General features: G+C 58.8%; 19 protein-coding genes. 9 read left to right on the top strand and 10 right to left on the bottom strand.

Going from position 1 to position 22,185, the window contains the following annotated elements; all coding sequences use genetic code 11:
- Positions 1-136 precede the first annotated feature (136 nt).
- The 3 genes from pdxH to ROI90_RS06755 all read left to right on the top strand — a co-directional run bounded on the left by pdxH (position 137) and on the right by ROI90_RS06755 (position 2,840).
- Entirely contained in the window at positions 137-787 is a 651-nt protein-coding gene (pdxH, locus tag ROI90_RS06745; RefSeq protein ID WP_315997573.1) for a pyridoxamine 5'-phosphate oxidase, read from the top strand.
- Between the two features lie 141 nt (positions 788-928).
- Positions 929-2,251, top strand: coding sequence for a DUF1015 domain-containing protein (locus ROI90_RS06750; protein ID WP_315997574.1), 1,323 nt, complete (start codon positions 929-931; stop codon positions 2,249-2,251).
- Positions 2,244-2,840, top strand: coding sequence for a Maf family nucleotide pyrophosphatase (locus ROI90_RS06755; protein WP_315997575.1), 597 nt, complete (start codon positions 2,244-2,246; stop codon positions 2,838-2,840). The genes ROI90_RS06750 and ROI90_RS06755 overlap by 8 nt, the downstream gene beginning before the upstream one ends.
- Positions 2,841-2,861: 21 nt before the next feature.
- On the opposite strand, the gene ROI90_RS06760 is transcribed toward ROI90_RS06755, so the two are convergent.
- From ROI90_RS06760 to ROI90_RS06770, 3 genes are all read right to left on the bottom strand, one after another.
- Positions 2,862-3,512 (bottom strand): flavin reductase family protein, encoded by a 651-nt coding sequence (locus ROI90_RS06760; protein WP_315997576.1) that lies wholly within the window; start codon positions 3,510-3,512, stop codon positions 2,862-2,864.
- Between the two features lie 235 nt (positions 3,513-3,747).
- Positions 3,748-4,320 carry a fasciclin domain-containing protein gene (locus tag ROI90_RS06765; RefSeq protein ID WP_315997577.1) on the bottom strand — a complete coding sequence of 191 codons (573 nt, stop codon included), beginning with the start codon at positions 4,318-4,320 and terminating at the stop codon, positions 3,748-3,750.
- Between the two features lie 174 nt (positions 4,321-4,494).
- On the bottom strand, positions 4,495-5,943 hold the full coding sequence (locus ROI90_RS06770) for a L,D-transpeptidase scaffold domain-containing protein (RefSeq protein ID WP_315997578.1): 1,449 nt from the start codon (positions 5,941-5,943) through the stop codon (positions 4,495-4,497).
- A gap of 359 nt (positions 5,944-6,302) precedes the next feature.
- Here ROI90_RS06770 and ROI90_RS06775 point away from each other — a divergent pair, with 359 nt between their 5' ends.
- The 5 genes from ROI90_RS06775 to ROI90_RS06795 all read left to right on the top strand — a co-directional run bounded on the left by ROI90_RS06775 (position 6,303) and on the right by ROI90_RS06795 (position 13,239).
- The gene (locus ROI90_RS06775; protein ID WP_315997579.1) at positions 6,303-6,986 is read left to right on the top strand and encodes an HD domain-containing protein; all 684 of its coding nucleotides are present in this window, start codon (positions 6,303-6,305) and stop codon (positions 6,984-6,986) included.
- A 15-nt stretch (positions 6,987-7,001) separates the two neighbouring features.
- Positions 7,002-7,244 carry a hypothetical protein gene (locus ROI90_RS06780; protein WP_315997580.1) on the top strand — a complete coding sequence of 81 codons (243 nt, stop codon included), beginning with the start codon at positions 7,002-7,004 and terminating at the stop codon, positions 7,242-7,244.
- 127 nt (positions 7,245-7,371) lie between these two features.
- Positions 7,372-9,960 (top strand): DNA gyrase subunit A, encoded by a 2,589-nt coding sequence (gene gyrA / locus ROI90_RS06785; protein WP_315997581.1) that lies wholly within the window; start codon positions 7,372-7,374, stop codon positions 9,958-9,960.
- Between the two features lie 86 nt (positions 9,961-10,046).
- Positions 10,047-11,189 carry a tetratricopeptide repeat protein gene (locus tag ROI90_RS06790; protein WP_315997582.1) on the top strand — a complete coding sequence of 381 codons (1,143 nt, stop codon included), beginning with the start codon at positions 10,047-10,049 and terminating at the stop codon, positions 11,187-11,189.
- A 991-nt stretch (positions 11,190-12,180) separates the two neighbouring features.
- Positions 12,181-13,239, top strand: a complete 1,059-nt coding sequence (locus tag ROI90_RS06795; RefSeq protein ID WP_315997583.1) for a hypothetical protein — start codon at positions 12,181-12,183, stop codon at positions 13,237-13,239.
- Positions 13,240-13,563: 324 nt separating this feature from the next.
- Here ROI90_RS06795 and ROI90_RS06800 read toward each other — a convergent pair whose 3' ends face one another.
- Positions 13,564-15,237, bottom strand: coding sequence for an ArnT family glycosyltransferase (locus tag ROI90_RS06800; RefSeq protein ID WP_315997584.1), 1,674 nt, complete (start codon positions 15,235-15,237; stop codon positions 13,564-13,566).
- A 373-nt stretch (positions 15,238-15,610) separates the two neighbouring features.
- Between ROI90_RS06800 and ROI90_RS06805 the strand changes: the two genes are divergently transcribed.
- Positions 15,611-16,618, top strand: coding sequence for a GDP-mannose 4,6-dehydratase (locus ROI90_RS06805; RefSeq protein WP_315997585.1), 1,008 nt, complete (start codon positions 15,611-15,613; stop codon positions 16,616-16,618).
- Between the two features lie 426 nt (positions 16,619-17,044).
- Here the strand turns inward: ROI90_RS06805 and ROI90_RS06810 are convergent, their stop codons facing one another.
- The 6 genes from ROI90_RS06810 to hisH form a co-directional block, all read right to left on the bottom strand.
- A complete protein-coding gene (locus tag ROI90_RS06810; protein WP_315997586.1) occupies positions 17,045-17,719 on the bottom strand; it encodes a lipid-A-disaccharide synthase N-terminal domain-containing protein in 675 nt (224 codons plus the stop codon).
- Between the two features lie 12 nt (positions 17,720-17,731).
- A complete protein-coding gene (locus ROI90_RS06815) occupies positions 17,732-18,514 on the bottom strand; it encodes a glycosyltransferase (RefSeq protein ID WP_315997587.1) in 783 nt (260 codons plus the stop codon).
- A 187-nt stretch (positions 18,515-18,701) separates the two neighbouring features.
- Positions 18,702-19,340, bottom strand: coding sequence for a bifunctional phosphoribosyl-AMP cyclohydrolase/phosphoribosyl-ATP diphosphatase HisIE (gene hisIE, locus ROI90_RS06820; RefSeq protein ID WP_315997588.1), 639 nt, complete (start codon positions 19,338-19,340; stop codon positions 18,702-18,704).
- A 95-nt stretch (positions 19,341-19,435) separates the two neighbouring features.
- The gene (gene hisF / locus ROI90_RS06825; RefSeq protein ID WP_315997589.1) at positions 19,436-20,194 is read right to left on the bottom strand and encodes an imidazole glycerol phosphate synthase subunit HisF; all 759 of its coding nucleotides are present in this window, start codon (positions 20,192-20,194) and stop codon (positions 19,436-19,438) included.
- A 491-nt stretch (positions 20,195-20,685) separates the two neighbouring features.
- Entirely contained in the window at positions 20,686-21,402 is a 717-nt protein-coding gene (gene hisA, locus ROI90_RS06830; RefSeq protein WP_315997590.1) for a 1-(5-phosphoribosyl)-5-[(5-phosphoribosylamino)methylideneamino]imidazole-4-carboxamide isomerase, read from the bottom strand.
- A 153-nt stretch (positions 21,403-21,555) separates the two neighbouring features.
- Positions 21,556-22,146: an imidazole glycerol phosphate synthase subunit HisH gene (hisH, locus tag ROI90_RS06835; RefSeq protein ID WP_315997591.1), complete on the bottom strand. Its 591-nt coding sequence runs from the start codon at positions 22,144-22,146 to the stop codon at positions 21,556-21,558.
- Positions 22,147-22,185: the final 39 nt, after the last annotated feature.

The raw sequence follows: 22,185 nt of genomic DNA on the forward strand, positions 1-22,185 counted from the left end.
GAGGGGCAGGGGGCTGCGGGTTCCCCCTGGCCTCATCATTTGTGCTACCTTGCGGCTGAATTCGGGCGGCTACAGGTGCTTTTCTGGGCCACTTTCCGTGTTTGCCTACTCACTTTTTCCTGTTTCATCCCGCTTCATGACTGACCAGCAACTGGCTGACCTGCGCCAGACCTACTCCCGCCAGACGCTCACGGAAGCCGACGTGCAGGCGGAGGCCGTTGTACAATTTCGGGCCTGGCTGGAGGAGGCCATTGCTGCCCGCGTGGAGGAGCCCTCGGCCATGACCCTGGCCACCGTGAACGAGGCCGGGCAGCCCGCCGCCCGGGTGGTGCTGCTTAAGGGGCTGCCCCAGGATGAAGGTTTTCTGTTCTTCACGAATTATGAGTCGCGCAAAGGCCAGGAGCTAGCCAGTAGCCCGCTGGCAGCCCTCACGTTCTTCTGGCCCGCCCTGGAGCGGCAGGTACGGGTGGAAGGCCGGGTGGAAAAAGCCCCGGAAACAGTATCGACCGAGTACTTCCAGAGCCGCCCGCGCAGCAGCCAGATCGGAGCCTGGGCTTCCCCCCAAAGCCAGCCCATCCGCACGCGCGAGGAGTTGGAGGAGCGGGAGCAGGATGTTGCCACCCGCTTTGCCGGCCAGGAGCCGCTGCCCCGCCCTGACAATTGGGGGGGGTACCTCTTGCGCCCGCAGCGCATCGAGTTCTGGCAGGGCCGCCCGTCCCGCCTCCACGACCGGCTGGTGTACGAGCGTCATCCCGAGGGCTGGAAAGTCAGCCGCCTGGCTCCGTGAAGAGGCAGGAACTCTAAGGGTTGAAAACCGGAACTGGGCAAGCAGCGTGCTCGTGCACTCACCGGTTGCAATTTTTAGAATAAGTAGGTACCTGCCCAATTCATCCTTCCACTCTCAGAATTCATCATCTCCCGTTTTTCCTTGGCTGAAATTCAACCCCTCCGTGGCTGGCGCTATGCTCCTGAGCTAAGCCAGCAGATAGATGCCTACGTGTCGCCGCTGTTTGATGTGGTATCGGTAAAGCAGCGGGAGGCGCTCTACCGCAATCCGCTTAACAGTATTCACCTGTCGGTGCCCCGGGGCGAAGACCCGGCCGGGGAGGCGCAGTTGCGGCTGCGGCAGTGGCAGGAGCAGGGCATCCTGCGCCAGGATGAGCTGCCCGGCATTTACGTGTATTACCAGTATTTCCGGCTGGCGGGAAGCGCGCGGGAATATTGCCGCAAGGGGTTTATGTGCCATATCCGGGCCTACGACTGGAACGAGGACGTAGTGCTGCGGCACGAGAACACGCTGCCCGCCGCCGTGAACGACCGGGCGGAGCTGCTGGCCCGTACCCAGTTCCAGACCAGCGCCACCCACGGCCTCTACCGCGACGAGGACTTTGAATTGGAGTGCTACCTGGACGAGGCCATGCTGAATCCGCTCTACCAAACCGAGGAAGATTACCAGGGGGCCCGCGACGTGCTGGCCGTCATTCAGGATGCGCGCATCATCCGGCGGTTTCAGCAGGTGCTGGCCCAGCGGCAGGTAATTCTGGCCGATGGGCACCACCGCTACGAGGGCTCCTTGGCCTACCGCCGGGCCCGGCAACAGGCGGCCGGGGCGGCCTACACCGGCCGGGAAGCCTGGAACTACCACCTGATGTACCTGACCAACGCCGCCGCCGACGACCTGCGGATTCTGCCTACGCACCGGCTGCTGCTGGAGCTGCCCGGCGGCCTTACCGAGGCGGAACTACTGGCCCGGCTGGCTCCTTACTTCACCGTACTGCCCCTGGACGACCCCTACGACCTGCCCGAGCGGATTGCTGGCAAGCCCTGGGCCTTCGGGCTTTACCTGGGCGAAGGCCACGTGTACAAAATCCGGCTGCGGCCAGAGGTGCACCCGCAGCTGGACTGGGATACTACCTCCGAGGTAAAGGCCCTGGATTTAACAGTGCTGCATTACTTCGTGCTGGAAAAAGCCCTGGGCATTGTGGGGCCGGAGGCACAGCGGCAGTGGACGGGGGTGGCCTACGTGCGCAACTTTCCCGAGTGCCTGACCCGGGTAGACCGGGGTGAGGCCCGGGCCGCTTTTATCACCAATGAGGTAAGCATGGCGGAAGTAGAGCGGGTATGCTATTCAGGAGCCGTCATGCCGCCTAAATCCACGTTTTTCTATCCTAAAACCATTGGCGGATTTCTGTTTAGCAGCATTCAGGACGCCGAAGCCAACTCGCCTTTTTACGCCGCTTTCCATGGCTGATTCCCCTACGGTACCCCGCCTGATCCTGGCCTCCAACTCCCCGCGCCGCCGCCAACTGCTTTCTGAGCTGGGCCTGAGCTACGAAATCCGCCTGCGGGAGGTAGACGAAAGCTTTCCGCCCCATCTGGCGCGGGCCGAGGTGGCCGAGTACCTGGCCGCGCACAAAGCCGCCGCCTACGCCCCCGACCTGGCCCCTCAGGAATTGGTTATTACGGCCGATACCATTGTCTGTCTGGACGAAGATGTGCTGAACAAACCCACCGATGAGGCCGAGGCCGTGCAGATGCTGCTGCGCCTGCAGGGCCGCGCCCACGACGTATATACCGGCGTGTGCCTGCTGCACGGCGACGGCCGGCAAGTAGTTTTCTCTGATCAGACCCGGGTACACTTCCGCCCCCTGACGGTAGCCGAAATCGAACACTACGTGCGCCAGTACCGGCCCCTGGACAAAGCCGGCGCCTACGGCGCCCAGGACTGGATTGGGATGGTGGCCGTAACCCGCCTGGAAGGGTCGTACTTCAACGTGATGGGCCTGCCCGTGCACCGCGTCTGGGAGGAATTGGTGAAGCTGGGGGCCGTAGGCGTATAAGCAGCCGCTGGTTGCGTTGCCTCAGGAGGTGGTCAGGGGAAGCTCCGGTAGGGGCTGGTGGGGGCGAGCGTAGCCGTAGCGGGCCACGGGCGACGCCTGGTAGTAGGTGTCGAGGCCGCTGAGGGCTACAGTGCCGGCGGCCGCCAGGTCCAGGGAACCGTCGGGGCGCAGTACCCCCGTATCGGGCAAATACAGATGTTTCACAGATCCAATCAGCAATACGGTACCATTGATTTCAAGAGGCACCTCCTGCACCAGCCGCAGCCCGATCCGCAAGTGGCTTTCCTGCACATACGGGGCCGCGAAGTCATCTGCATACTGCGGGGTAAGCCCACAAGCGTCAAATTCTGACACTTCCCGGGGAAAGTTGGCGGAGGTGAGGTGAGCGGCCCGGGCGATGCCCTCGTGCACGTGGTTCAGGGTGTAGTAGCCCGTAGCGCGAATATTGTCATAGGAGTGGCGCTCCACGGTGGGTGGGCGCATCACCAGCCCCAGCAAGGCCGGACTGGAGCCCAAGTGTACTACTGAGCTGATAATGGCCAGGTTGGTGCGGCCCTGGGCGTCGGCGGTGCCCAACAGATTAGCCGGCTTGAAGCCCGTTATGGCATTAATCAGATTGAGACGATACACTTTCTCCAACTCGGGCAGGTCAGCGGCGCTGAAATAGGGCATACAACAGGATATTAGGGGTAAGCTGATCCTATAACCTCCATCCCCAGGCTACTGTTTGCCAGGGTAGGTACAGCAGTTAGGATACCGGGAACACTGTACACCGGTCAGTTCTTAAACCCAGTATTTTGTGATATTATTCTGTTTATAATTCATATATAAATTAAAACACAGAGTAGACTGCGTATTTTAATTAAAATACGCAGTCTACTCTGTGAGAATATAGTTGCCGAAAGTATTAAGGCATCAATACTTTATCAATTACGTGAATTACGCCGTTGCTTTGGATTACATCGTAGGTAGAAATAGTGGAAATATTTCCTTTTTCGTCTACCAGTACTACGTTTTTCGGGCCGTTCATCATGGCTTTCAGCGTGCCGCCACTTACGGTTTTCAGCGTAGCCGTGCCTTTACCAGCTTTTATAGCAGCCATGATCTTATCAGCCGTCATCGTGCCAGCCACTACGTGGTAGGTTAGAATCTTGGTCAGCGTTGCCTTGCTTTCGGGCTTCACCAGGGTTTCAACGGTGCCGGCGGGCAGGGCGTTGAAAGCGGCGTTGGTGGGCGCAAATACCGTGAAAGGCCCCTTGCCCTGCAGCGTTTCCACCAGGCCAGCGGCTTTTACGGCCGCTACCAGGGTGGTATGATCTTTCGAGTTTACGGCGTTTTCAACGATATTCTTGTTGGGGTACATAGCCTCACCACCCACCGAAACAGTGCCGGGGGTAAGTTTGGCTTGGGCAGTAGCGGAGCTGGCAAGTGCGGAGCCCATAAAGGCTACCAGAGCGAGAGAGAGCAGGTGTTTTTTCATGAGGAGAGAGGCAAATAAGTTGGTAGTGGAACTATTTGCCGTCATCTACGCCACTGCTACTTTGCCCGGATTTACCTCGGCTAAAAATAAATTACTGTGCTGAAAATATTACATCATAACGAAGCTGAAAAACAGCCAGGTGCAAACAATTTACACAGGGTCATAATTTCCTTATTAGTCTCGTAGTGCGAGTTGCATAGCCGCATCCTGGTGGTAAATATCCGGCAGAAAAATTAGCTTGCCTTTATCCGTTTCGCAGGTGTAGTACCGCAGGTAAATCGGCAGGCTCCGCTGCAGGTCGAAGCGCTGCTTTTCGTGGCTCCGCACGCTCTGGTACAGGGCCGTCAGCTCCTTGGCCCGGCCTTCCCGCCGCAGCAGATACTCGGCTAGCTCCAGGGGCTTTTCCACGCGCACGCAGCCGTGGCTCAGGGCCCGCTCAGCCCGGGTAAAGGCACTGCGGGCCGGTGTGTCGTGCAGGAATACGGTTTGCTGGTTGGGGAAATAGAATACCACGTTGCCCAGGGCATTGAAAGCGCCGGCCCGCTGCCGGATGGTATAGGGAAACTTGCCGGGTGTTATTTTCTGCCAGTTTACCCGCCACGGATTTACCAAGCGGCCTCGCCAGTCGTAGAGGCGGTAGTGGTGGTCGTAGAGAAAACCAGGATCCTGCTGCAGCTCCGGAAGAAACTCCTGTACGGCAATGCTGTACGGTACCCGCCATTCGGGAGCCGTCACGAACACCGCAATGCGGCCGCTGAGCACCGGGGTCGGCCATTCCGGTTTGCCTACTACCACGCGGTGGGTGCGCACTACCTGCCCGTTGCGCACCAGCTGCAGGCGGAAGGCTGGAATATTCACCACCGCGTACTCCGAATCGGCGGGAGCCTCCCAGCGCAGGCGCTCCAGGTTCACGGCTACCCGCCCAAATCCGGCCACAGTGTCCTGCATGAGCCGTGCTGAGTCGGCTGCGGAGGTCTGCAGCGCCCGGGCCCAGGCCGCCTGCAGCAGCCGGTAACCCCGGGTGGCGGGCTGCAAGTGCTGCACGGCGGCGGCCAGGTCTGGCGCTTGGAGCACCTGGTACAGCTGTCCGGCCAGCTGGTGGCTGCGGGTACTATCGGGAAAAATAGCGGGAGAAGTGGTGTATGGACGAAGCCGGCCCTGCTGCATATGCTGCAGGTACTGCAGCAGGGCATCCGTCAGGCGCAGCTCGGAGAGGGCCAGCAGCTGGCTTCGGCTTCGGGCGCGGGTGAGCTGCAAGGAGTCGGGCAGGGCCAGCAGGGAACCCCAGGCGTAGTGGTTGCGGTTCAGGCCCACTTCGGCGGCGCGGCCTAGCACTGCCAGGGCCCGCTGGGCCGGCTCGTTCCAGCCGGTTTCCTGTATCCAGTGGGCCGCGTACTCGTGCCGGGCATAGAACGCCTGCACCGCCGTACCAGTGCGCAGGCCCAGGGCGGCGTAGGTTGCCGTAGCGCCCCGGGTCTCGGTGTTGAGCAGGGCGCGCAAGGAGGCCTTGGCCGCAGATAGCTCGGCGCGGGCTGTTTCTTCATCATCTTCACCCGGGGCGGGATGAGCCCGTAGGGAAAATGCGCAGCCGATGAAGAAAAACAGGAAAATGGCAGACCGCACGGTGCTTCTTACCCTAGCCATATAGTACGTGGTCAGAAGGTGACGGAAAAGCGGACAGTAGGTATTTAGAGCATAGGCAAAGTAGTAGAACGGTAGGGCAGTGGCAGAGTTGGGCCTTCCCTTGATTTAAGCTAAGCAAAAAACGGGAATTATCCTATCGTGCGCCCCGATTTTAAAGCCTGGTCGGGGCGCGCTGCGGGCAGGGGCAGGCTGGCCCGCCAAGATAAAGTAAGCAGGGTAAGGGGCTGGCTACTTGCATCGACCGGGGGAGTTGCCCTGGAGGCCGGCAGGTGGACTAAACGGGTACCGCGCCGGCGTGCTACTTTTGGCTTCCTGCTTTATCGAACCCAACACCTACCATGACGCTAACTCCAACAACCCCGGCCGCGCTGGTTGACCGTACGGCTGCTTACATCCGGCAAAAATTCCTGCACGAAGGCTCCGGCCACGACTGGGAGCACATCCGCCGGGTGTGGCAGGTGGCCCGGGGGCTGGCCCAGCACACGCCCGGGGCCGACCTGCTCATCACCGAACTGGGCGCTCTGCTGCACGATGTGGCCGACTGGAAGTTTCACGGCGGCGACGAGGAGGCCGGCCCCCGGGCAGCCCGGCAGTGGCTGCAGAGTCAGCAGGCCCCGGAAGAGGTGATTCTGCGGGTGGAGGCCATTATCCGGGAAATCAGCTTTAAGGGCCTGGGGGTGGCCACGCCCATGAGTTCCGTGGAAGGGGAATTGGTGCAGGACGCCGACCGCCTGGATGCCATTGGGGCCATAGGCGTGGCCCGGGCCTTTGCCTACGGGGGCCACAAGGACCGCCCCCTGCACGACCCCACCGTATCCCCGGTGGAGCACGCCACTTTTGAGAGCTACAAGCAGAACACTGCCCCCACCATCAACCACTTCTACGAGAAGCTACTGCACCTGCGCGAGCGGCTCAATACGCCCGCGGCCCGGCGCGTGGCCGAGGAGCGCCACGCCTTTATGGAACAGTTCGTGGCCCAGTTCCTGCGGGAGTGGGAAGGGCAGGATCTAGCCCAGTCCTAATGCCTATCTTTCGCCATGCGTTTTTTACTTTCCTTCTCCCGGTTTTTCCTGCCCTTGCTGGTGCTCGCGCTGCTGGCCTCCTGCCGCACCTGCCCCATGCCGTCCTGCCACACCCGTAAGGTGCATTTGCACGGCGGAACCAAGTACCGGGGGCAGCCCTGGTTCAAGAAACAGAACCCCGCCATCGGCGAAAAAATCAAGGTGCACAAGCAGGAAACTGGCAAGCATAACAACGACCGGAGCAAGACCCTGAAATAGCCCCGAAATCGGGTTTCTAGCTAGGTAAAGCGCGGTTTTTTGCCTATCTTGCACGCTTAACGAAGTTCACTCTCACGGGCCCGGCAGCTCCTTTTTCAGAGCCGCTGCGGCCGACTACATTCTCCCTATGGCGGAAGGCGAAAAGATCATTCCGATAAACATTGAAGACGAGATGCGTGGGGCCTACATCGACTACTCGATGTCGGTTATCATCTCCCGGGCCCTGCCCGATGTGCGCGACGGCCTCAAACCCGTGCACCGGCGCGTGCTCTACGGCATGTCGGAGCTGGGCGTATCCTACAACAAGTCCTATAAGAAGAGCGCCCGTATCGTGGGGGAAGTGCTCGGTAAGTACCACCCCCACGGCGACTCCTCCGTCTACGACACCATGGTGCGGATGGCCCAGGAGTGGAGCCTGCGCTATCCTCTGGTCGATGGGCAGGGTAACTTCGGCAGCATCGACGGCGACTCGCCGGCCGCTATGCGCTACACCGAAGCCCGCCTCAAGCGCCTCTCCGACGAGATGTTGGGCGACCTGGACAAGGAAACCGTGGATTTTCAGCCCAACTTCGATGACTCCCTGGAGGAGCCGTCGGTGATGCCGGCCAAATTCCCCAACCTGCTCGTGAACGGCACCACCGGCATTGCCGTGGGTATGGCCACCAACATGGCCCCGCATAACCTCACGGAGGTAGTGGACGGCATTACGGCTTACCTCTCGAACCCCGACATTACCATTGCCGAGCTGATGGAGCACGTCACGGCTCCCGACTTTCCTACCGGCGGTATCATCTACGGCTACGAGGGTGTCAAGCAGGCCTTTGAAACCGGCCGGGGCCGGGTGGTAATGCGGGCCAAAGCCCACTTCGAAACCACCGCTTCCGGTAAGGAGCAGATTGTCGTGACCGAAATTCCCTACATGGTGAACAAGGCCTCGATGATTGAGAAAACCGCCGGCCTCATCAACGAGAAGAAAATCGAGGGCATTGCCGATTTGCGCGACGAGTCGGACCGGGACGGCATGCGCATCGTCTACGACCTGAAGCGCGACGCCATGCCCACCGTGGTCTTGAACAACCTGTTCAAGTACACCCAGCTGCAGTCCTCCTTCGGCGTCAACAACGTGGCCCTGGTGAAAGGCCGCCCCATGACGCTCAACCTCAAGGACCTGATTCACTATTTCGTGGAGCACCGGGCCGATGTGGTAGTGCGCCGCACCCGCTACGAGTTGGCCGAGGCCCAGAAGCGCGCCCACATCCTGGAAGGCCTGCTCATTGCCCTCGACCACCTCGACGAGGTAATTGCCCTGATCCGGGGTTCCCGGGACGGGGATGCGGCCCGGGCCCAACTCATTGAGCGGTTCTCGCTGAGTGAGGTGCAGGCCCGCGCCATTCTGGATATGCGTCTGCAGCGCCTCACCGGGCTGGAGCGTGATAAGCTCGTGCAGGAATACAACGAGCTGATGGCCCTGATTGACCACCTGAAGGCCGTGTTGGCTTCCGATGAGATGCAGCGCGACATCATCCGCCAGGAGCTCGTGGACATTCGGGAGCGGTACGGCGACGCCCGCCGCACCAGCATTGAGTATGCCGGCGGCGACTTCTCCATGGAGGACATGATTGCCGACGAGAGCATGGTGATTACCATCTCCCGGGACGGCTACATCAAGCGTACTGCCCTGGATGAGTACCGGGCCCAGGGTCGGGGCGGCGTAGGCGTGCGGGGAGCTACCTCCAAGCAGGATGACTTCACCGAGCACCTGTTTGTGGCCACCACCCACGAGTACCTGCTGTTCTTTACCGAAGCTGGCCGCGTGTTCTGGCTGAAGGTGTACGAAGTGCCGGAAGGAGGGAAGGCCACCAAGGGCCGGCCCATCCAGAACCTGATCGAAATTCCCCGCGAAGACAACGTGCGTTCCGTACTGAACGTGCGCGGCCTGCGCGACCCGGACTACCTCGACAACACCTTCCTGATGTTCTGCACCGAGCAGGGCACCGTGAAGAAAACTCCGCTGGAGGCGTACTCGCGCCCCCGCACCGCTGGCATCAACGCCATTACCATCAACGAAGGCGACCGGCTGCTGGATGTGCAGTTGCTGAACGGTAACTCGGAGGTGGTGCTGGCCCTGCGCTCGGGCCGGGCCGTGCGTTTTCCCGAGGAGAAAGTGCGCTCCATGGGCCGTACGGCCGCCGGGGTGCGCGGTATCACCTTGTCGGAGGAAATGACCGACGACCGGGTAGTGGGCATGGTGTGCATCGACAAGGACAGCCAGGATGAGCTGCTGGTGGTTTCCGAAAACGGCTACGGTAAGCGGAGCCCGCTGGAGGAGTACCGCATCACCAACCGCGGCGGTAAAGGCGTGCGCGCCATGAAGCTGACCGACAAAACCGGGCAGCTGGTGACCATCAAGGCCGTCAATGATACCGACGATTTGATGATTATCAACAAATCGGGCATTACCATTCGCCTGCGCATGAGTGAGTTGCGCAGCATCGGCCGGGCCACGCAAGGCGTGCGGCTGCTAAAAATCAGCTCCGGCGACGAAATTTCGTCGGTGGCCAAAGTGGCGGCCGAGGAAAAAGACCCGGAGGCGGAAACGGACCTGTTTGCCGCTGCGGACCCGAACGGAACTGGAGCAGACGGGGAGGAGCTCGGCAATTCGCCGGATCCGGATCTGACCGACCTCACGGACCCGGATTTCATCAGCGCTAATTAACTTGCAGCGGCAGAACTCGGCAACGGGTTCTGCCGTTTGTCTTGCAACTCCTTTCATTTTACCTGTAATTCTTCAGCAAACCTCCCATGAAGAAGACTCTGTTGACTCTTGTAGCCGCTGCCGCCCTGCACACGGCGTCGGCCCAGAACTCGGCCGTAACCAATGCCATCTTGTACCAGAAACAAGGTACGCTGGACAAGGCCCGCACTGAAATTGATAAAGCCATTACCAACGAAAAAACCCAGGGCAAAGCCAAAACCTGGTATACCCGGGGTGAAATCTACGAGGGCATCGTCGCTAGCCCCATTTATGGCAAGTCGTTGCCCGTTACCGAAGGCACCAAAACGGCTTTTGAATCGTATTCTAAAGCCGTAACCCTGGAAGGCAAGGACAGTGAGTACGGCAAAATGGCCACGGCCAAGCTCGACGGCCTGTATGGGCTGGCTCTGAACGCCGGCGTTGAAAGCTACAACGGTAAGGACTACGCCAAGGCTGTTGACTCATACCGCATGGCTCAGCAAATCAGGCCTCAGGATTCCACGGCTTATTTGTATGCCGCGTATGCCTCGGAAGCCAACCAGGATTTCGGCGGCGCCAAGGAAATGTATGGTAAGCTCCAGGGCATAGGGTATAAGTCGCCGCAGATGTACGGCCGGCTGCTGCAGATTGCCCGCCAGGAAAAAGACGATGCTGCAGCTCTGAAGGTGGTGCAGGATGCGCTGGTAGTGTACCCAACCAACAAGAGCTTTATGCTGGAGGAGCTGAACATGTACCTCAGCGCCGGCCGTGGCAAAGAAGCCCTCGACAAAATTGACCGGGCCATTGCTGCTGACCCCACCAACTCTAACTTGTATGCTGTTAAAGGCTCCATTTTGGATGGAGACAAGCAGCCGGTTAAAGCGTTGGAAGCGTACCGCAAAGCAGTAGAAGTTGACCCAACGAATTTCGACGCGAACTTCAACCTAGGTGTTTACAGCTACAACAAAGGCGCTGATCTGTTCACGAAGGCTAGCAAGATGAGCCTGGCTGACTATAATAAGAACGGGAAGAAATTTGAAGCCGACGGCAAAAAGTGGTTCCAGGAGTCGATTCCGTACTTCGAGAAGGCTCTACAAGTACAGCCCAATGATCGGTCTACCATCTCGTCCTTGCAGAAGGCCTACCTGCGCGTAGGCCGCACGGCTGATTCCGAAAAAATGTCAGCTAAGCTAGACGCATCAAAGAAATAACTTGTGCCCCCGGAATAGGGGAGCAACTAGAGAGAATAGGCCCGCATACTCTGCTGGCCTATTCTTTTAATCTTTTACTTAACATAATATAAATTATAAGACAAAAGTATCTATGTACAGATGGCACAACTGAGGTTCATGAATGTTTCCCAAAACACAGCCATTTAATTCCGAATTTTGGTGGTCCAGTCAGTGGGTAAGCCCCAGCCACAAGAAGCTGCTCTGAAGAGGCGGCCAGCGACTATCACTGCTTGGTATCTTCTATAATAACAATGGCTAAATCACGCAAAACCGCTTCCCGGACTCGGTACATACTGCTTAGCAGCGCGGACTATAGCTATATTTTACTCAACAGCTGGTAGTGAGTTTACTGAATCTAAAGTGTGTACTAGCTTGTGACTGTCTAAAAGACTTGATCAGTTGTATGTTCATATCTATTGGGGAAGCACGTGTCTTGATTGGACCTGAGGCTGTCTGCGTTTGCATGTTCCGGTTTTTTGGCAGGCGGGCAAATTGGGCATGAACACTCAAGGCGTCTCAGACCGTAGTTGGTTATCTTAACTTAGGGTGGGGATTCGGCTACTTTTTAAACAAGGCACTCCTCTCCTTCTGATAAATGTTGTTACTCACAATAGCTGAAACGAAGGCTTTTAGAATACTCTAAGAGCCTCTCAGGTTTAACCTTTATAGCTGGCTGGTTTTTACGTTTCTACAGGTTGATAAAGCGTTAGATCACCAGTACGACCTTTTCTTAAGGTGATTTATTCTCCCCTTGCCCCCAGCCCCGTGTGTAAGGGGGTATAAAATATAGTAAGGATATACAGAAGGATATAAGTTAAAATAAAAGAAGAATCATAAAGGTATAAAAAAGCACAAATTTCACTATATATTTTACTTTTTTATACTTTATACTACTATGTAATACTATTTTTAATAATCTTTGATTTATACCCATTACTTTTACTCATCCTTTCTTTTACCTCTCTTTTATATGCCAAAGACTATCGACTATCCCCGCACATCGTACATGGGTGCTTGGGAAGTAGCTGAAGTAGTAGATGATACTGGGGGCAAATGTGCTATTGAAACCGCTGCTCGTAAGCTTAATCGGAAAGTCAGTGGCTCTTTCAAAGCTATTATTGGCTCAGCCGTCAAGTTTGGCTTACTGACGAGTAAACGGGAATTTCTCACTACCACCAACTTGTTTCGTCGCATCAAGCATGCCTATGACAAGCAGGAGGAACTGATTTACCACCGGGAAGCTTTTCTACACCCTCCTCTGTTTAATCAGATATGCCGCAAGTTTCGCAACCGGGAGCTTCCTGTGCATATGTTTGACGTAATGCTGATCCGAGAATTCGGAGTAGAAGAGATAAATGCCCAAACTGTTGCCAAGGCCTTTATAGATGGAGCACGGATGGCAGGCATTATGGATGAGCGTAACGTCTTAGCGGATATTGACCTGTTAGCCGCCCAGCAGGCCCCACGCCGGGAGTTAGCCAGTGGTGAGATGCCTAGCAATCTTTTCAGAGCTACAGGAGTATCTAATAACTCCGCTAGCTCTGCCGGGCGTTCTACTACTCCCGACGAGGACGCAGATCTGTCTACTACCCGTGGTCTATCTCCCGTCACCAGCTTTATACCCCCAGTGCCCACCCCTGCCCGGACTATTGATGCTGTATCCAGCCTATTTGGCCTTGACACGGACGATTTGGAGGAAACTATACCTGATTTTACCACTCCACATACCGCTCCGGTTATACCACAAGCAACACAAGTAGCTACTAGTGGACCCGAAGCGGTATTTACCACCCGTATACCCCCCAGGCCTGGCAGTATATCTGATGTACCTGCTCCTGCATACCAAACGATGGGCGCAACTGCTTCTGAAGTAGTATCAACCAGTCAGATGGGAAGTGAGCCTACCACTAGCTACTCTATTCGCATTCAGGGACCGGGTATAGATACGCAGCTCCGGGTAGACGAACTGGATGACTTAGATGTAGTGGAAGTATTGATCAAGCAGATCCGCCGACGCTTGTCAGCTTAATACATACGGCTACCAGTACCCGCTGCGGCTCGGTTCCCACTCCAACTCAGCTTGAGTATACCGTAGCGGGTAGTAGTGGTATGCTTTCAAAAGGAGTAGTTGATTTGGGGCTTCGGAACATCATTCTGAAGCCCCTTTCTCCTGTTGAGAACCGCTTTTTAGGCGGTGGGCTATCGGACACACAATTCAGCACATTCTGCGTCCCCCTACTGCCTCAGTCTAACGGTCATAATCTACATGTTGAATTTACATATATTTATTATGTTAATTCAATAGTATTCTACTTAATTGAAAGACAGGTATTTATGTATTCACTGTCTATTATCACATAGGATCTATCCTAGATACATGCCAGTATCCTGATTTTTCATTGCGGCCCAGATAAAAGCTATCAAGGCGTTGCACACGCACGCTTTGTTGCCAGCCAACTGGTAGCTTCGCTAGTACCGGCGAACCCGCTAGCACCAGCACAGGTTTCTTCAGGTTTTGCAGGTCCACCAGTGAGGGATGCCAAACGGGTACGGTTCGGCCCGCGCTCCAGGCTTGCTTGACATGCAGGGTATCCAGACTACGCCAGTCGGCCAGGCCCTGCACCTGGGGCCAGGTACGGACATCTTGGATATGAGCTAGCCCGGGCGTATCCTTGCGGGCCTCCCAGGCCGGGTACGCGGGCATCAGCAGCGCCAACAAGCTAGCCGTGCATACCAGTGTAGCCCCGGTCAGCACCCGTGGCTGCAGCCGGCGCACCCCCTGCCCTAGCACCCACGCCACCAGCCCACTGCAAATACCGACCACGCAGACCCAACGGGTTGAGCCGGTAGTGAAACCAGGAAGGCCGACCACCCTCATCATTACAGGTACGGCTGCCGCCACTAGCGCCAATAATACTCCCCAACTCCGGATCAGCCCCACGTCTGCTTTGGCCAGGGCCGGGCGGGCGGTGCTTTCCCAGTAGCGGATGAGACCAGCTACAAGCAACGCCAACGGTGGCATCAGGGGCAGCATATACCGCTCTTTCTTTTCCGGCACCAGGCTTAGCAGCACCAGGCCACCCACCACCCAAGCCAGGGCCAGCGCGTACGGCACATAACGGCCGGCCCGGGCCCGGGCATACGGCGCAACAAGCCCGGCCAGGGCCACCAGGGCCCAGAGCCCGGTAAAAGCGAAAAACGACCAGTAATACCAGAAGGGCTGCACGTGGCGGTCGGCCCAGGAAGACATTTCGGTGCGGGCTACGTGCAAGGCTACGGGTGCTACCTTCAGCCAGATATACAGGGGCCACGCGCCGCCCACCACAAGGGCCAGAATACCGGCTCCCAGCGTAGCACCACCCTGCCCGGCCACCAGCCGCCGTCGTTGGGGTTGTTGAACAAGAAAAGCCAGTAGAAACGGGAGCAGGACCGCGTACAAGGGCACCGGCCCTTTACTGAGCATGGATAAACCCGCCAGCAAGCCGCCCAGCAGAATATATGCTACTCCCCGCTCCCGCTGCCACCCTCGCACCAGCAGCCACAGGCTCCCGACCATTAAGCTGTTGGCAAAAATATCCCACTGCCCTTCCCGGCCCGTGGTGATGACCAGCAAGCTACTGGCCAGTACCAACGCCGCCAGCCAGGCCGTACGGCCCGGGGCCGAGGCCTCCCCCGGCTGCTGGCGCGTCAGTTCCCGGGCCAGGCCCCAAAAGAACAGCACCAGCAATAAAGCCGCCACCGCCGCCGGCAACCGCAACATCCCCAGGTCGGCAGTGGGCCCGGAAAGCTGCTGCACGGCCGCTACCGTCCAGGTGGGGAGCGGCGGCTTAGCCAGGCGCAGCTCCCCGTTCATGGTGGGGATAAGCCAGGAGCCACCGGCCACCATTTCGCGGGCCGCCACAAAGTTGCGCGACTCCATCAGACTGACGGCCGGCGCATCGCCGTGAATGAAAAAGCTAAAGCTGCTCACCAGCAGCACGGCTACGGCTTGCCCCCACCGGGACGATACAGGATGTAGTATAGACATAGCAACAAAGAAACGCGCTGGCAGACACACCGCAACTACCCGCTAGTGGGTGCGGTGTCGGGAATTGGGGTTACGGTATCGTTTCAGGTAAGCGCTTCTGCCGGTCTGCCGATCTGTCGGCGCAGGGGAGCCCGCAGTTAATGGCCCCCAGCAGCCGGGCCACGGGGCAGGCAGAAGGAATGGAAAATCGAGGCATAGCTAGGGGGTGGCAGGAAACAGGAAGGCGGACGGCAACGGGGGCTGGCACTTACCCGTAACGAGCTGGCCGGGGCCTATACGCAGAATAACCGGCGGGGGGCATTTCCGGTTACCTTTGCCCTAGCCTGGTGTCAGGTCCTCTTTTCCTCTTCCCTTTTCTCCCTGCATCGTACGCATGGCATCCATACTGGTAACGGGCTGCGCGGGCTTTATTGGCTCACACCTGGCCGAGCGCCTGCTCCTCGAGGGACACCGCGTGGTGGGCCTGGATAACTTCGACCCGTTTTATAACCGCACCCTCAAGGAGCAGAACCTGGCTACCTGCCTGGCCCACCCCCGCTTTAGCTTTCACGAGGTAGACTTGCGCCGGGGGCTGGATGCCCTAGTGGATGCCCTGCCCGCCGACCCAATTGAGGCCGTAGTACACCTGGCCGCCAAAGCCGGCGTGGGCCCTTCCGTGCAGGACCCCACCGGCTACCTGGAAAACAACGTACTGGGCACCACCTACCTGCTGGAGTGGATGCGGCACCGCGCTATTGGCAAGCTGTTTTTTGCCTCCTCCTCCTCCGTGTACGGCAACACCCGCCAGCAGCCCTTCCGGGAGGATATGAACCTGCAGGCGGCCTGCATCTCGCCCTACGCCGCCTCCAAGCTCAGCGGGGAGCAGCTCACCTACACCTACCACCACCTGCACAGGCTGGACGTGCTCAATGCCCGGTTCTTCACCGTGTACGGTCCCCGGCAGCGGCCCGATCTGGCCATTCATAAGTTTGTGCGCCTGTTGCGGGCCGGGCAGCCCATTCCGGTGTTCGGCGACGGTAGCACGGCCCGCGACTATACCTTTGTGCGGGATACCGTGGAGGGCATTGTGCGGGGTGTGCACTACTTGCTTACCCATACTGGCGTGTATGAAACGGTGAACCTGGGCAACAGCCGGCCGGTGGCGTTGCTGGAGCTGATTGCCGCCGTGGGCGAGGCCGTGGGCGAACAGCCCCAACTGGAGTTTCAGCCTATGCAGGCCGGCGACGTGGACATCACCTACGCCGATATCAGCAAAGCCCGCCAGCTGCTGGGCTATTCCCCCCAGACTACCCTGGAAGCGGGCCTCACCGAATTTGTGCAGTGGCTGGACCAAACTTCCTGGCTTGAGCCGGGCGCCGTGGCCGTGGGTCACAAATTTTGAGGCGGGGGTTGCACCAAACTTCTTGGAACCCCGTATGTTTGTAGGGCAAGGCAAACGGCCGGCCATAAAATAAGGGGCTGAGCCTGCTGCCCCGCCCCTTATCCGAACCTGTTACCAGTGGTGCAGCAGCGGCAGTAGCCACTCTTTTACCACAAACAGCGTCACCTGCAAGAGCAGGGACTTGTTCTCCCGAAGAAACCGCCGAACGGCTTGCTTCGGTTTCGTACGCACCTTTCTCATTGGTTGAAGAAGATAGGGTGTGTAGGCACCCACTTCTTGAAACCCCGGTTGCGCCAACAGCCGGGGTTTCGCCGTTTATAGGCTCCCGTGTTGGTGGGGTGTTTCCCGTACGCTTACCGGCAAAGATACACCCCGACCCGCCCCCCACAACTTGGATAGTGGGGAGTACCGGGCCGGAAGTGGTCTTTATTTCACCCGGGCCTTTACCGGCGTCCCCTCGCTACCCATCGTGCTGCGGCGCAACTCGCGGCGGAGTAACACCATGTTGCGGGCGTACACCACCGTCCCGAAGGCATTACCAATAATGAGCACCAGATCCAGGCGCAGAAAGGCATACACCAGAATCAGTACGGAGCCCACGAAGCTGATAACCCAGAAGCTCAGGGGCAACGACGACTCGCCTTTTCGCTCGGAATAGATCCACTGGTACACGAACCGCAGCAGAAAGATGGTTTGGCCTACGGCACCCAAAGCCAGCAAGCCGGCCGGAATACGGCTGCCCAGCATGGCCTGCAGGCTGAAGTGCTGGTTGCCGGCCACAAACCAGCCGAGCATCGCCACCGGAAATGCGTACGCCCCGGCCCGAAACCCCGGATGCAGCTGCCGCCACTCGCCCAGCAGCTGCAGGTTGCGGATGTAGATGGCGTAGCTGATTAGCTGCGCGCCCAGAATAACCGGGTCGTGGCGCAGAATGCCGTACACAATCATCAAAAACGAGGATACCAGGCTGATTTGCCAGAATAAGGTGGGCACCAGTACCCGCTTGGCCCGCTCACTCTGAATCCACTGCAGCACAATGCGGCTGGAAAACAGCAGCTGCGACACCAGCCCAATGCCCAGGGCAACCGTTTGCGACGTCATAGAGCCCGGAACTTACTTGCCCGTGGTGGTGGCCCCCGCGGCCTGCTGCCGGTGCGCTTCCCCGATTTCGTAGTTTTTCCAGCGGGAGCGAATCCAGCGGAAGCCGAAGGTGTCCACTAGCGGCTTCCAGGCCCGGTTCCAGAGGTTGTACTTAGCCGTGCCGGCAAAGCGCGGGAAGTGCCGCACCGGCAGCTGCTTCACTGTACCGCCCTGCAACTGCACCAGCGCCCCCAGGAAGCGGTGCATGCCGTGGAACAGCGGAATGCGGCGGGCGTACTCAGTTTTGAGGATTTTCAGCGGACAGCCCGTATCCTGAATCCCGTCGTTGATGAGCGTACGGCGCACGGTGTTGGCAATAACCGACGACATCTTCTTCACGAATGTATCCTGGCGCTTGGCGCGGATGCCATTCACCATGTCATACTTCGGAAAGAACTCAAAGAAAGTTAGGAAGTCGAGCGGGGTGGTCTGGATGTCGGAGTCAATGTAGCCAATAAGCGTGGTGCGGGCGTGGTCGATGCCGGCTTTCACGGCGGTACTCAGGCCCCGGTTCTGGCTCAGGCTGATGAATTCGTAGTTCGGCTTCTGGCGACATACGTCGCGCAGAATGGCCAGGGAGCCGTCGGTGGAGCCGTCGTTCACGAACAGCACGGTGGTAGGCACCGGCGTTTCGGCCAGAAATTTGTCCATCTCCACCACAAACTGCCCCAGGCTTTCTTCTTCATTATAGACAGGCACCAGCACCGTCAGACTTTGGGTGGCAAGGTAGGCAGCGCGGTCGGGAGCAGCAGGCATAGAAACGAGTGGGGGTAAAACGGGGCGCAAGGTACGCAAGGTTTTCAGCAAGGTACCTGCCCATACGCAAAAGCGGCCGAACGGATGACAGCATCTTTTGCTCGTCAGTTATATATAAGTGGTAAAGCACCTGACGAAGCGGTAGAGATGCTTCGGCTTCGCTCAGCATGATGATCCTGTCTTGCTGCTACTCCCGCCGCACCCCGCCGGAAATGGTGGTGTGGCGCTGCCTGAGCACGTCCACCACGTCTTCCAGCGAGAGGCCCGAGGCCGTCAGCAATACCAACAAATGGTACAGCAGGTCGGCGGCTTCGCCTTTAAGGCCCTCCACGTTGCCGCCCACGGCGTCGATGACGGTTTCCACGGCCTCCTCTCCCACTTTCTGGGCAATTTTGGGCATGCCCTTGCGGAACAGGGAGGCAGTGTACGATTTGGGGTCTTCGTCGGGGTGCTGGTGGCGGCGCTGCACCAGCCGCTCCAGCTCCGCCACGAAGCTCACGGCCGGGGCCGGGTAGCGCGTCTGCCGGGGCTGCTCGAAGCAGCTGGTGGTGCCCCGGTGGCAGGTGGGGCCATCGGGGCGGGCCAGGATGAGCAGGGCGTCTTGGTCGCAGTCCTCGTGCTCACTCACCACGGTGAGGTAGTTGCCGGACGTTTCGCCCTTGGTCCAGAGGCGCTGCTTGGAGCGGGAGAAGAAGGTCACGCGGCCCGTCTGGTGAGTTACGCGCTGCGCTTCCTCGTTCTGGTAGCCCAGCATGAGCACCTGCCCCGTGTGGGCATCCTGCACAATCACCGGAATCAGCCCATCGGGCATTTTGGCAAAATCCATTGGATCTGGTTGTTAGTTGGTAGTTGGCAGTTGAGTAGTACAGGCGCGAGCAGTCAATAAGCTGACAACGGACAGCTACCAACTGACAACTAAAATTACAGCCGCACGGCAATGCCATCCTGGCGCAGGTGTTCTTTCAGCTCGCGGATGCCGATTTCGCCGAAGTGGAAGATGCTGGCGGCGAGGCCGGCATCGGCCTGGGCCTGCTGGAACACATTAGTAAAATCATGCTTGGAGCCGGCGCCGCCGGAGGCTACTACCGGAATGGTTACGGCCCGGCTCACGGCTCCGGTGATGTCCAGCGCGAAGCCGTCCTTGGTGCCGTCGTTGCTCATGGATGTCAGCAGAATTTCGCCCGCGCCCCGCTCGGCGGCTTCCCGGCACCACTGCACCGCGTCGCGGCCGGTGTTGTGGGTACCGGCCCGGGTGTAGATCTGCCAGCCGTCGGCGTCGTGGTAGCGGGCATCGGCGGCCACCACGATGCACTGGGAGCCGAAACGAGCGGCCAGCTCATCAATCAGCTCGGGGCGGGCTAAAGCGGCCGAGTTGATGCTCACTTTGTCGGCCCCGTTCATGAGCAGGGCTTCCACATCAGCCACGGTGCCGATGCCGCCCCCTACGGTGAACGGAATGTCCAGCTCCCGGGCCACGTCGCGCACCAGGGCCACCAGCGTCGCGCGCTTCTGGTTAGTGGCGGTGATGTCGAGGAACACCAGCTCGTCGGCGCCCTCGCGGGCGTAACGGGCAGCCAAAGCCACCGGGTCGCCCGCGTCGCGCAGGCCTTCGAAGCGCACCCCTTTCACGGTGCGCCCATCCTTCACATCGAGGCAGGGTATGATTCGTTTGGTTAGCATGCTTGGTTGGTTTTCTTCCGGAAGTATCTTTAATCTACATCTTCCATCAAAAGTGAATTAAGCAGATTAATTGGCTTAAAGCCTATCCAGATTTACGAGTACTTGATGAAACGTCAGAATTTCTGCTGGGCCACATTTTTGAAGACGCCATTCTCATCCGCAAAAGAAATGGTGAACATGTTTTGGAAGACGACTTCTATGGCGACCCAGCATGTGGCTACATAAGCCGTGACCATGATTGGGCAGTCGTAGCAGGCGAGCATGTTACAATCTGGCATTCTCGGCGGGGTAAACACATTATTCTCCTTCCGGAAAGGCAATGGGTTGAAGCGCTTCGATACATCGGGCCATCAGTCCTACATCTGCTCGTTGACCCGTTTGGACAACACAGTTCTATTTGGGAGCTAAATGTGCAAACCAACAGTTTCCGAAAGCTCCAAAGTCTTCCGACCTGGAAAGAGTACACAGAGGATATTCGTTGGTAGATCTGCTTACAGCCAGGGCTGCAGCTGCTCCAGCGTGATGGTGCCTTCGTAGATGGCTTTCCCGATGATGGCTCCGTGCATGCCCACGGCGGCCAGGGCCTCCACGTCGGCAATGGTGGTGACGCCGCCGCTGGCAATGAGGCGGGCGGCGGGCAGTTGCTCGCGCAGCTCGGTGTACGTAGCCAGCGACGGGCCCTGGAGCTTGCCGTCCTTGCTCACGTCGGTGCAGATGAAGGTGGTGGCCCCGCTGGCCAGGTAGCCCTCCACAAACTCGCGCAGGGTCCGCTCGCTCTGCTCGGCCCAGGCGTTGATGGAAATGTGGTTGTCGCGGTAGTCAGCCCCGATGATGATGCGGTCGGCCCCGAAGGTGTGGAGCCAGCCGTTCACGGTTTCGGGCTCGCGCACGGCAATACTGCCGGCCGTAATCTGCCGGGCCCCGGCGTCGAAGGCCTGGTGCACGGCGTCCTCGCTCTGCAATCCGCCCCCGAAGTCGATGTGCAGGCTGGTGTGGCGGGCAATGCGCTCCAGCACGGGCAGGTTCACGGGGCGCTTGGCGCGGGCCCCGTCGAGGTCCACCAGATGCAGACGCTTCACGCCGGCGGCCTCGAAGCGTTGGGCCACGGCCAGCGGGTCGGCGTCGTAGGTGGTCTGCTGGGCAAAGTCGCCCTCCGTCAGGCGCACGCACTGGCCGTTGATGAGGTCAATAGCGGGAATGATTTCCATGTTGGGGTCTAATGCTTGGTGCTGATAGCGGATCAAAAAAACGTCATGCTGAGCTTGTCGAAGCATCTCTACCTCTGACTAATCAATTGGCATTGCAACGAAGCGGTAGAGATGCTTCGACAAGCTCAGCATGACCGTTCTTTTATCACGAGCTTACAGCTTGAGAAAGTTTTCCAGGATGCGGGTGCCGACGGGGCCGCTCTTTTCGGTGTGGAACTGCACGGCGTAGAAGTTCTCGTGCTGCACGGCGGCGCTGAACGGCGCGGGGTACGCGGCCTCGGCAATAGTATACCCGCCCACCGGGGCGTAGTAGCTGTGCACGAAGTACACGTAGTCCTCGGCGCCGAGACCCTCGAACAGCGGACTGCGCAAGGTCTGCAGGTTGTTCCAGCCCATGTGCGGCACTTTGTACTCCGCGGTGGCCGGGAACCGCACCACGTCGAACGGGAGAATCCCGAGCAGCTCGGTGCCACCGCCCTCCTGGGTATGACGGCCCAGCAGCTGCATCCCCAGGCAGATGCCCAGGAACGGCTGCGTGAGTGTGGGCAGCAGTTCATGCAGGCCCTGGGCGCGCAGCTCCCGCATGGCGGAGGCGGCCTCGCCCTCACCTGGGAACAGCACCTTATCGGCGCGGCGAATCACGTCGTGGTCGGCTGTGAGTGTGGCCTGCACGCCCAGCCGTTCCAGCGCAAACAGCACCGACTGCACGTTGCCGCCTTTGTAATCTACTATGGCTATTTCCATTTGAACATATCGAGTGAATGACGTCGTTTACTCTTTTGT

This window comes from Hymenobacter endophyticus (assembly GCF_032464715.1).
Taxonomy (GTDB): Bacteria; Bacteroidota; Bacteroidia; order Cytophagales; family Hymenobacteraceae; genus Hymenobacter; species Hymenobacter endophyticus.

Excerpts from the sequence above, each read along its gene's own strand:
- pdxH (WP_315997573.1), top strand. The coding sequence starts at position 137 with ATGACTGACCAGCAACTGGCTGACCTGCGCCAGACCTACTCCCGCCAG.
- ROI90_RS06755 (WP_315997575.1), top strand. The coding sequence starts at position 2,244 with ATGGCTGATTCCCCTACGGTACCCCGCCTGATCCTGGCCTCCAACTCC.
- ROI90_RS06760 (WP_315997576.1), bottom strand. The coding sequence starts at position 3,512 with ATGCCCTATTTCAGCGCCGCTGACCTGCCCGAGTTGGAGAAAGTGTAT.
- ROI90_RS06765 (WP_315997577.1), bottom strand. The coding sequence starts at position 4,320 with ATGAAAAAACACCTGCTCTCTCTCGCTCTGGTAGCCTTTATGGGCTCC.
- ROI90_RS06775 (WP_315997579.1), top strand. The coding sequence starts at position 6,303 with ATGACGCTAACTCCAACAACCCCGGCCGCGCTGGTTGACCGTACGGCT.
- ROI90_RS06780 (WP_315997580.1), top strand. The coding sequence starts at position 7,002 with ATGCGTTTTTTACTTTCCTTCTCCCGGTTTTTCCTGCCCTTGCTGGTG.
- gyrA (WP_315997581.1), top strand. The coding sequence starts at position 7,372 with ATGGCGGAAGGCGAAAAGATCATTCCGATAAACATTGAAGACGAGATG.
- ROI90_RS06790 (WP_315997582.1), top strand. The coding sequence starts at position 10,047 with ATGAAGAAGACTCTGTTGACTCTTGTAGCCGCTGCCGCCCTGCACACG.
- ROI90_RS06795 (WP_315997583.1), top strand. The coding sequence starts at position 12,181 with ATGCCAAAGACTATCGACTATCCCCGCACATCGTACATGGGTGCTTGG.
- ROI90_RS06800 (WP_315997584.1), bottom strand. The coding sequence starts at position 15,237 with ATGTCTATACTACATCCTGTATCGTCCCGGTGGGGGCAAGCCGTAGCC.
- ROI90_RS06805 (WP_315997585.1), top strand. The coding sequence starts at position 15,611 with ATGGCATCCATACTGGTAACGGGCTGCGCGGGCTTTATTGGCTCACAC.
- ROI90_RS06810 (WP_315997586.1), bottom strand. The coding sequence starts at position 17,719 with ATGACGTCGCAAACGGTTGCCCTGGGCATTGGGCTGGTGTCGCAGCTG.
- ROI90_RS06815 (WP_315997587.1), bottom strand. The coding sequence starts at position 18,514 with ATGCCTGCTGCTCCCGACCGCGCTGCCTACCTTGCCACCCAAAGTCTG.
- hisIE (WP_315997588.1), bottom strand. The coding sequence starts at position 19,340 with ATGGATTTTGCCAAAATGCCCGATGGGCTGATTCCGGTGATTGTGCAG.
- hisF (WP_315997589.1), bottom strand. The coding sequence starts at position 20,194 with ATGCTAACCAAACGAATCATACCCTGCCTCGATGTGAAGGATGGGCGC.
- hisA (WP_315997590.1), bottom strand. The coding sequence starts at position 21,402 with ATGGAAATCATTCCCGCTATTGACCTCATCAACGGCCAGTGCGTGCGC.
- hisH (WP_315997591.1), bottom strand. The coding sequence starts at position 22,146 with ATGGAAATAGCCATAGTAGATTACAAAGGCGGCAACGTGCAGTCGGTG.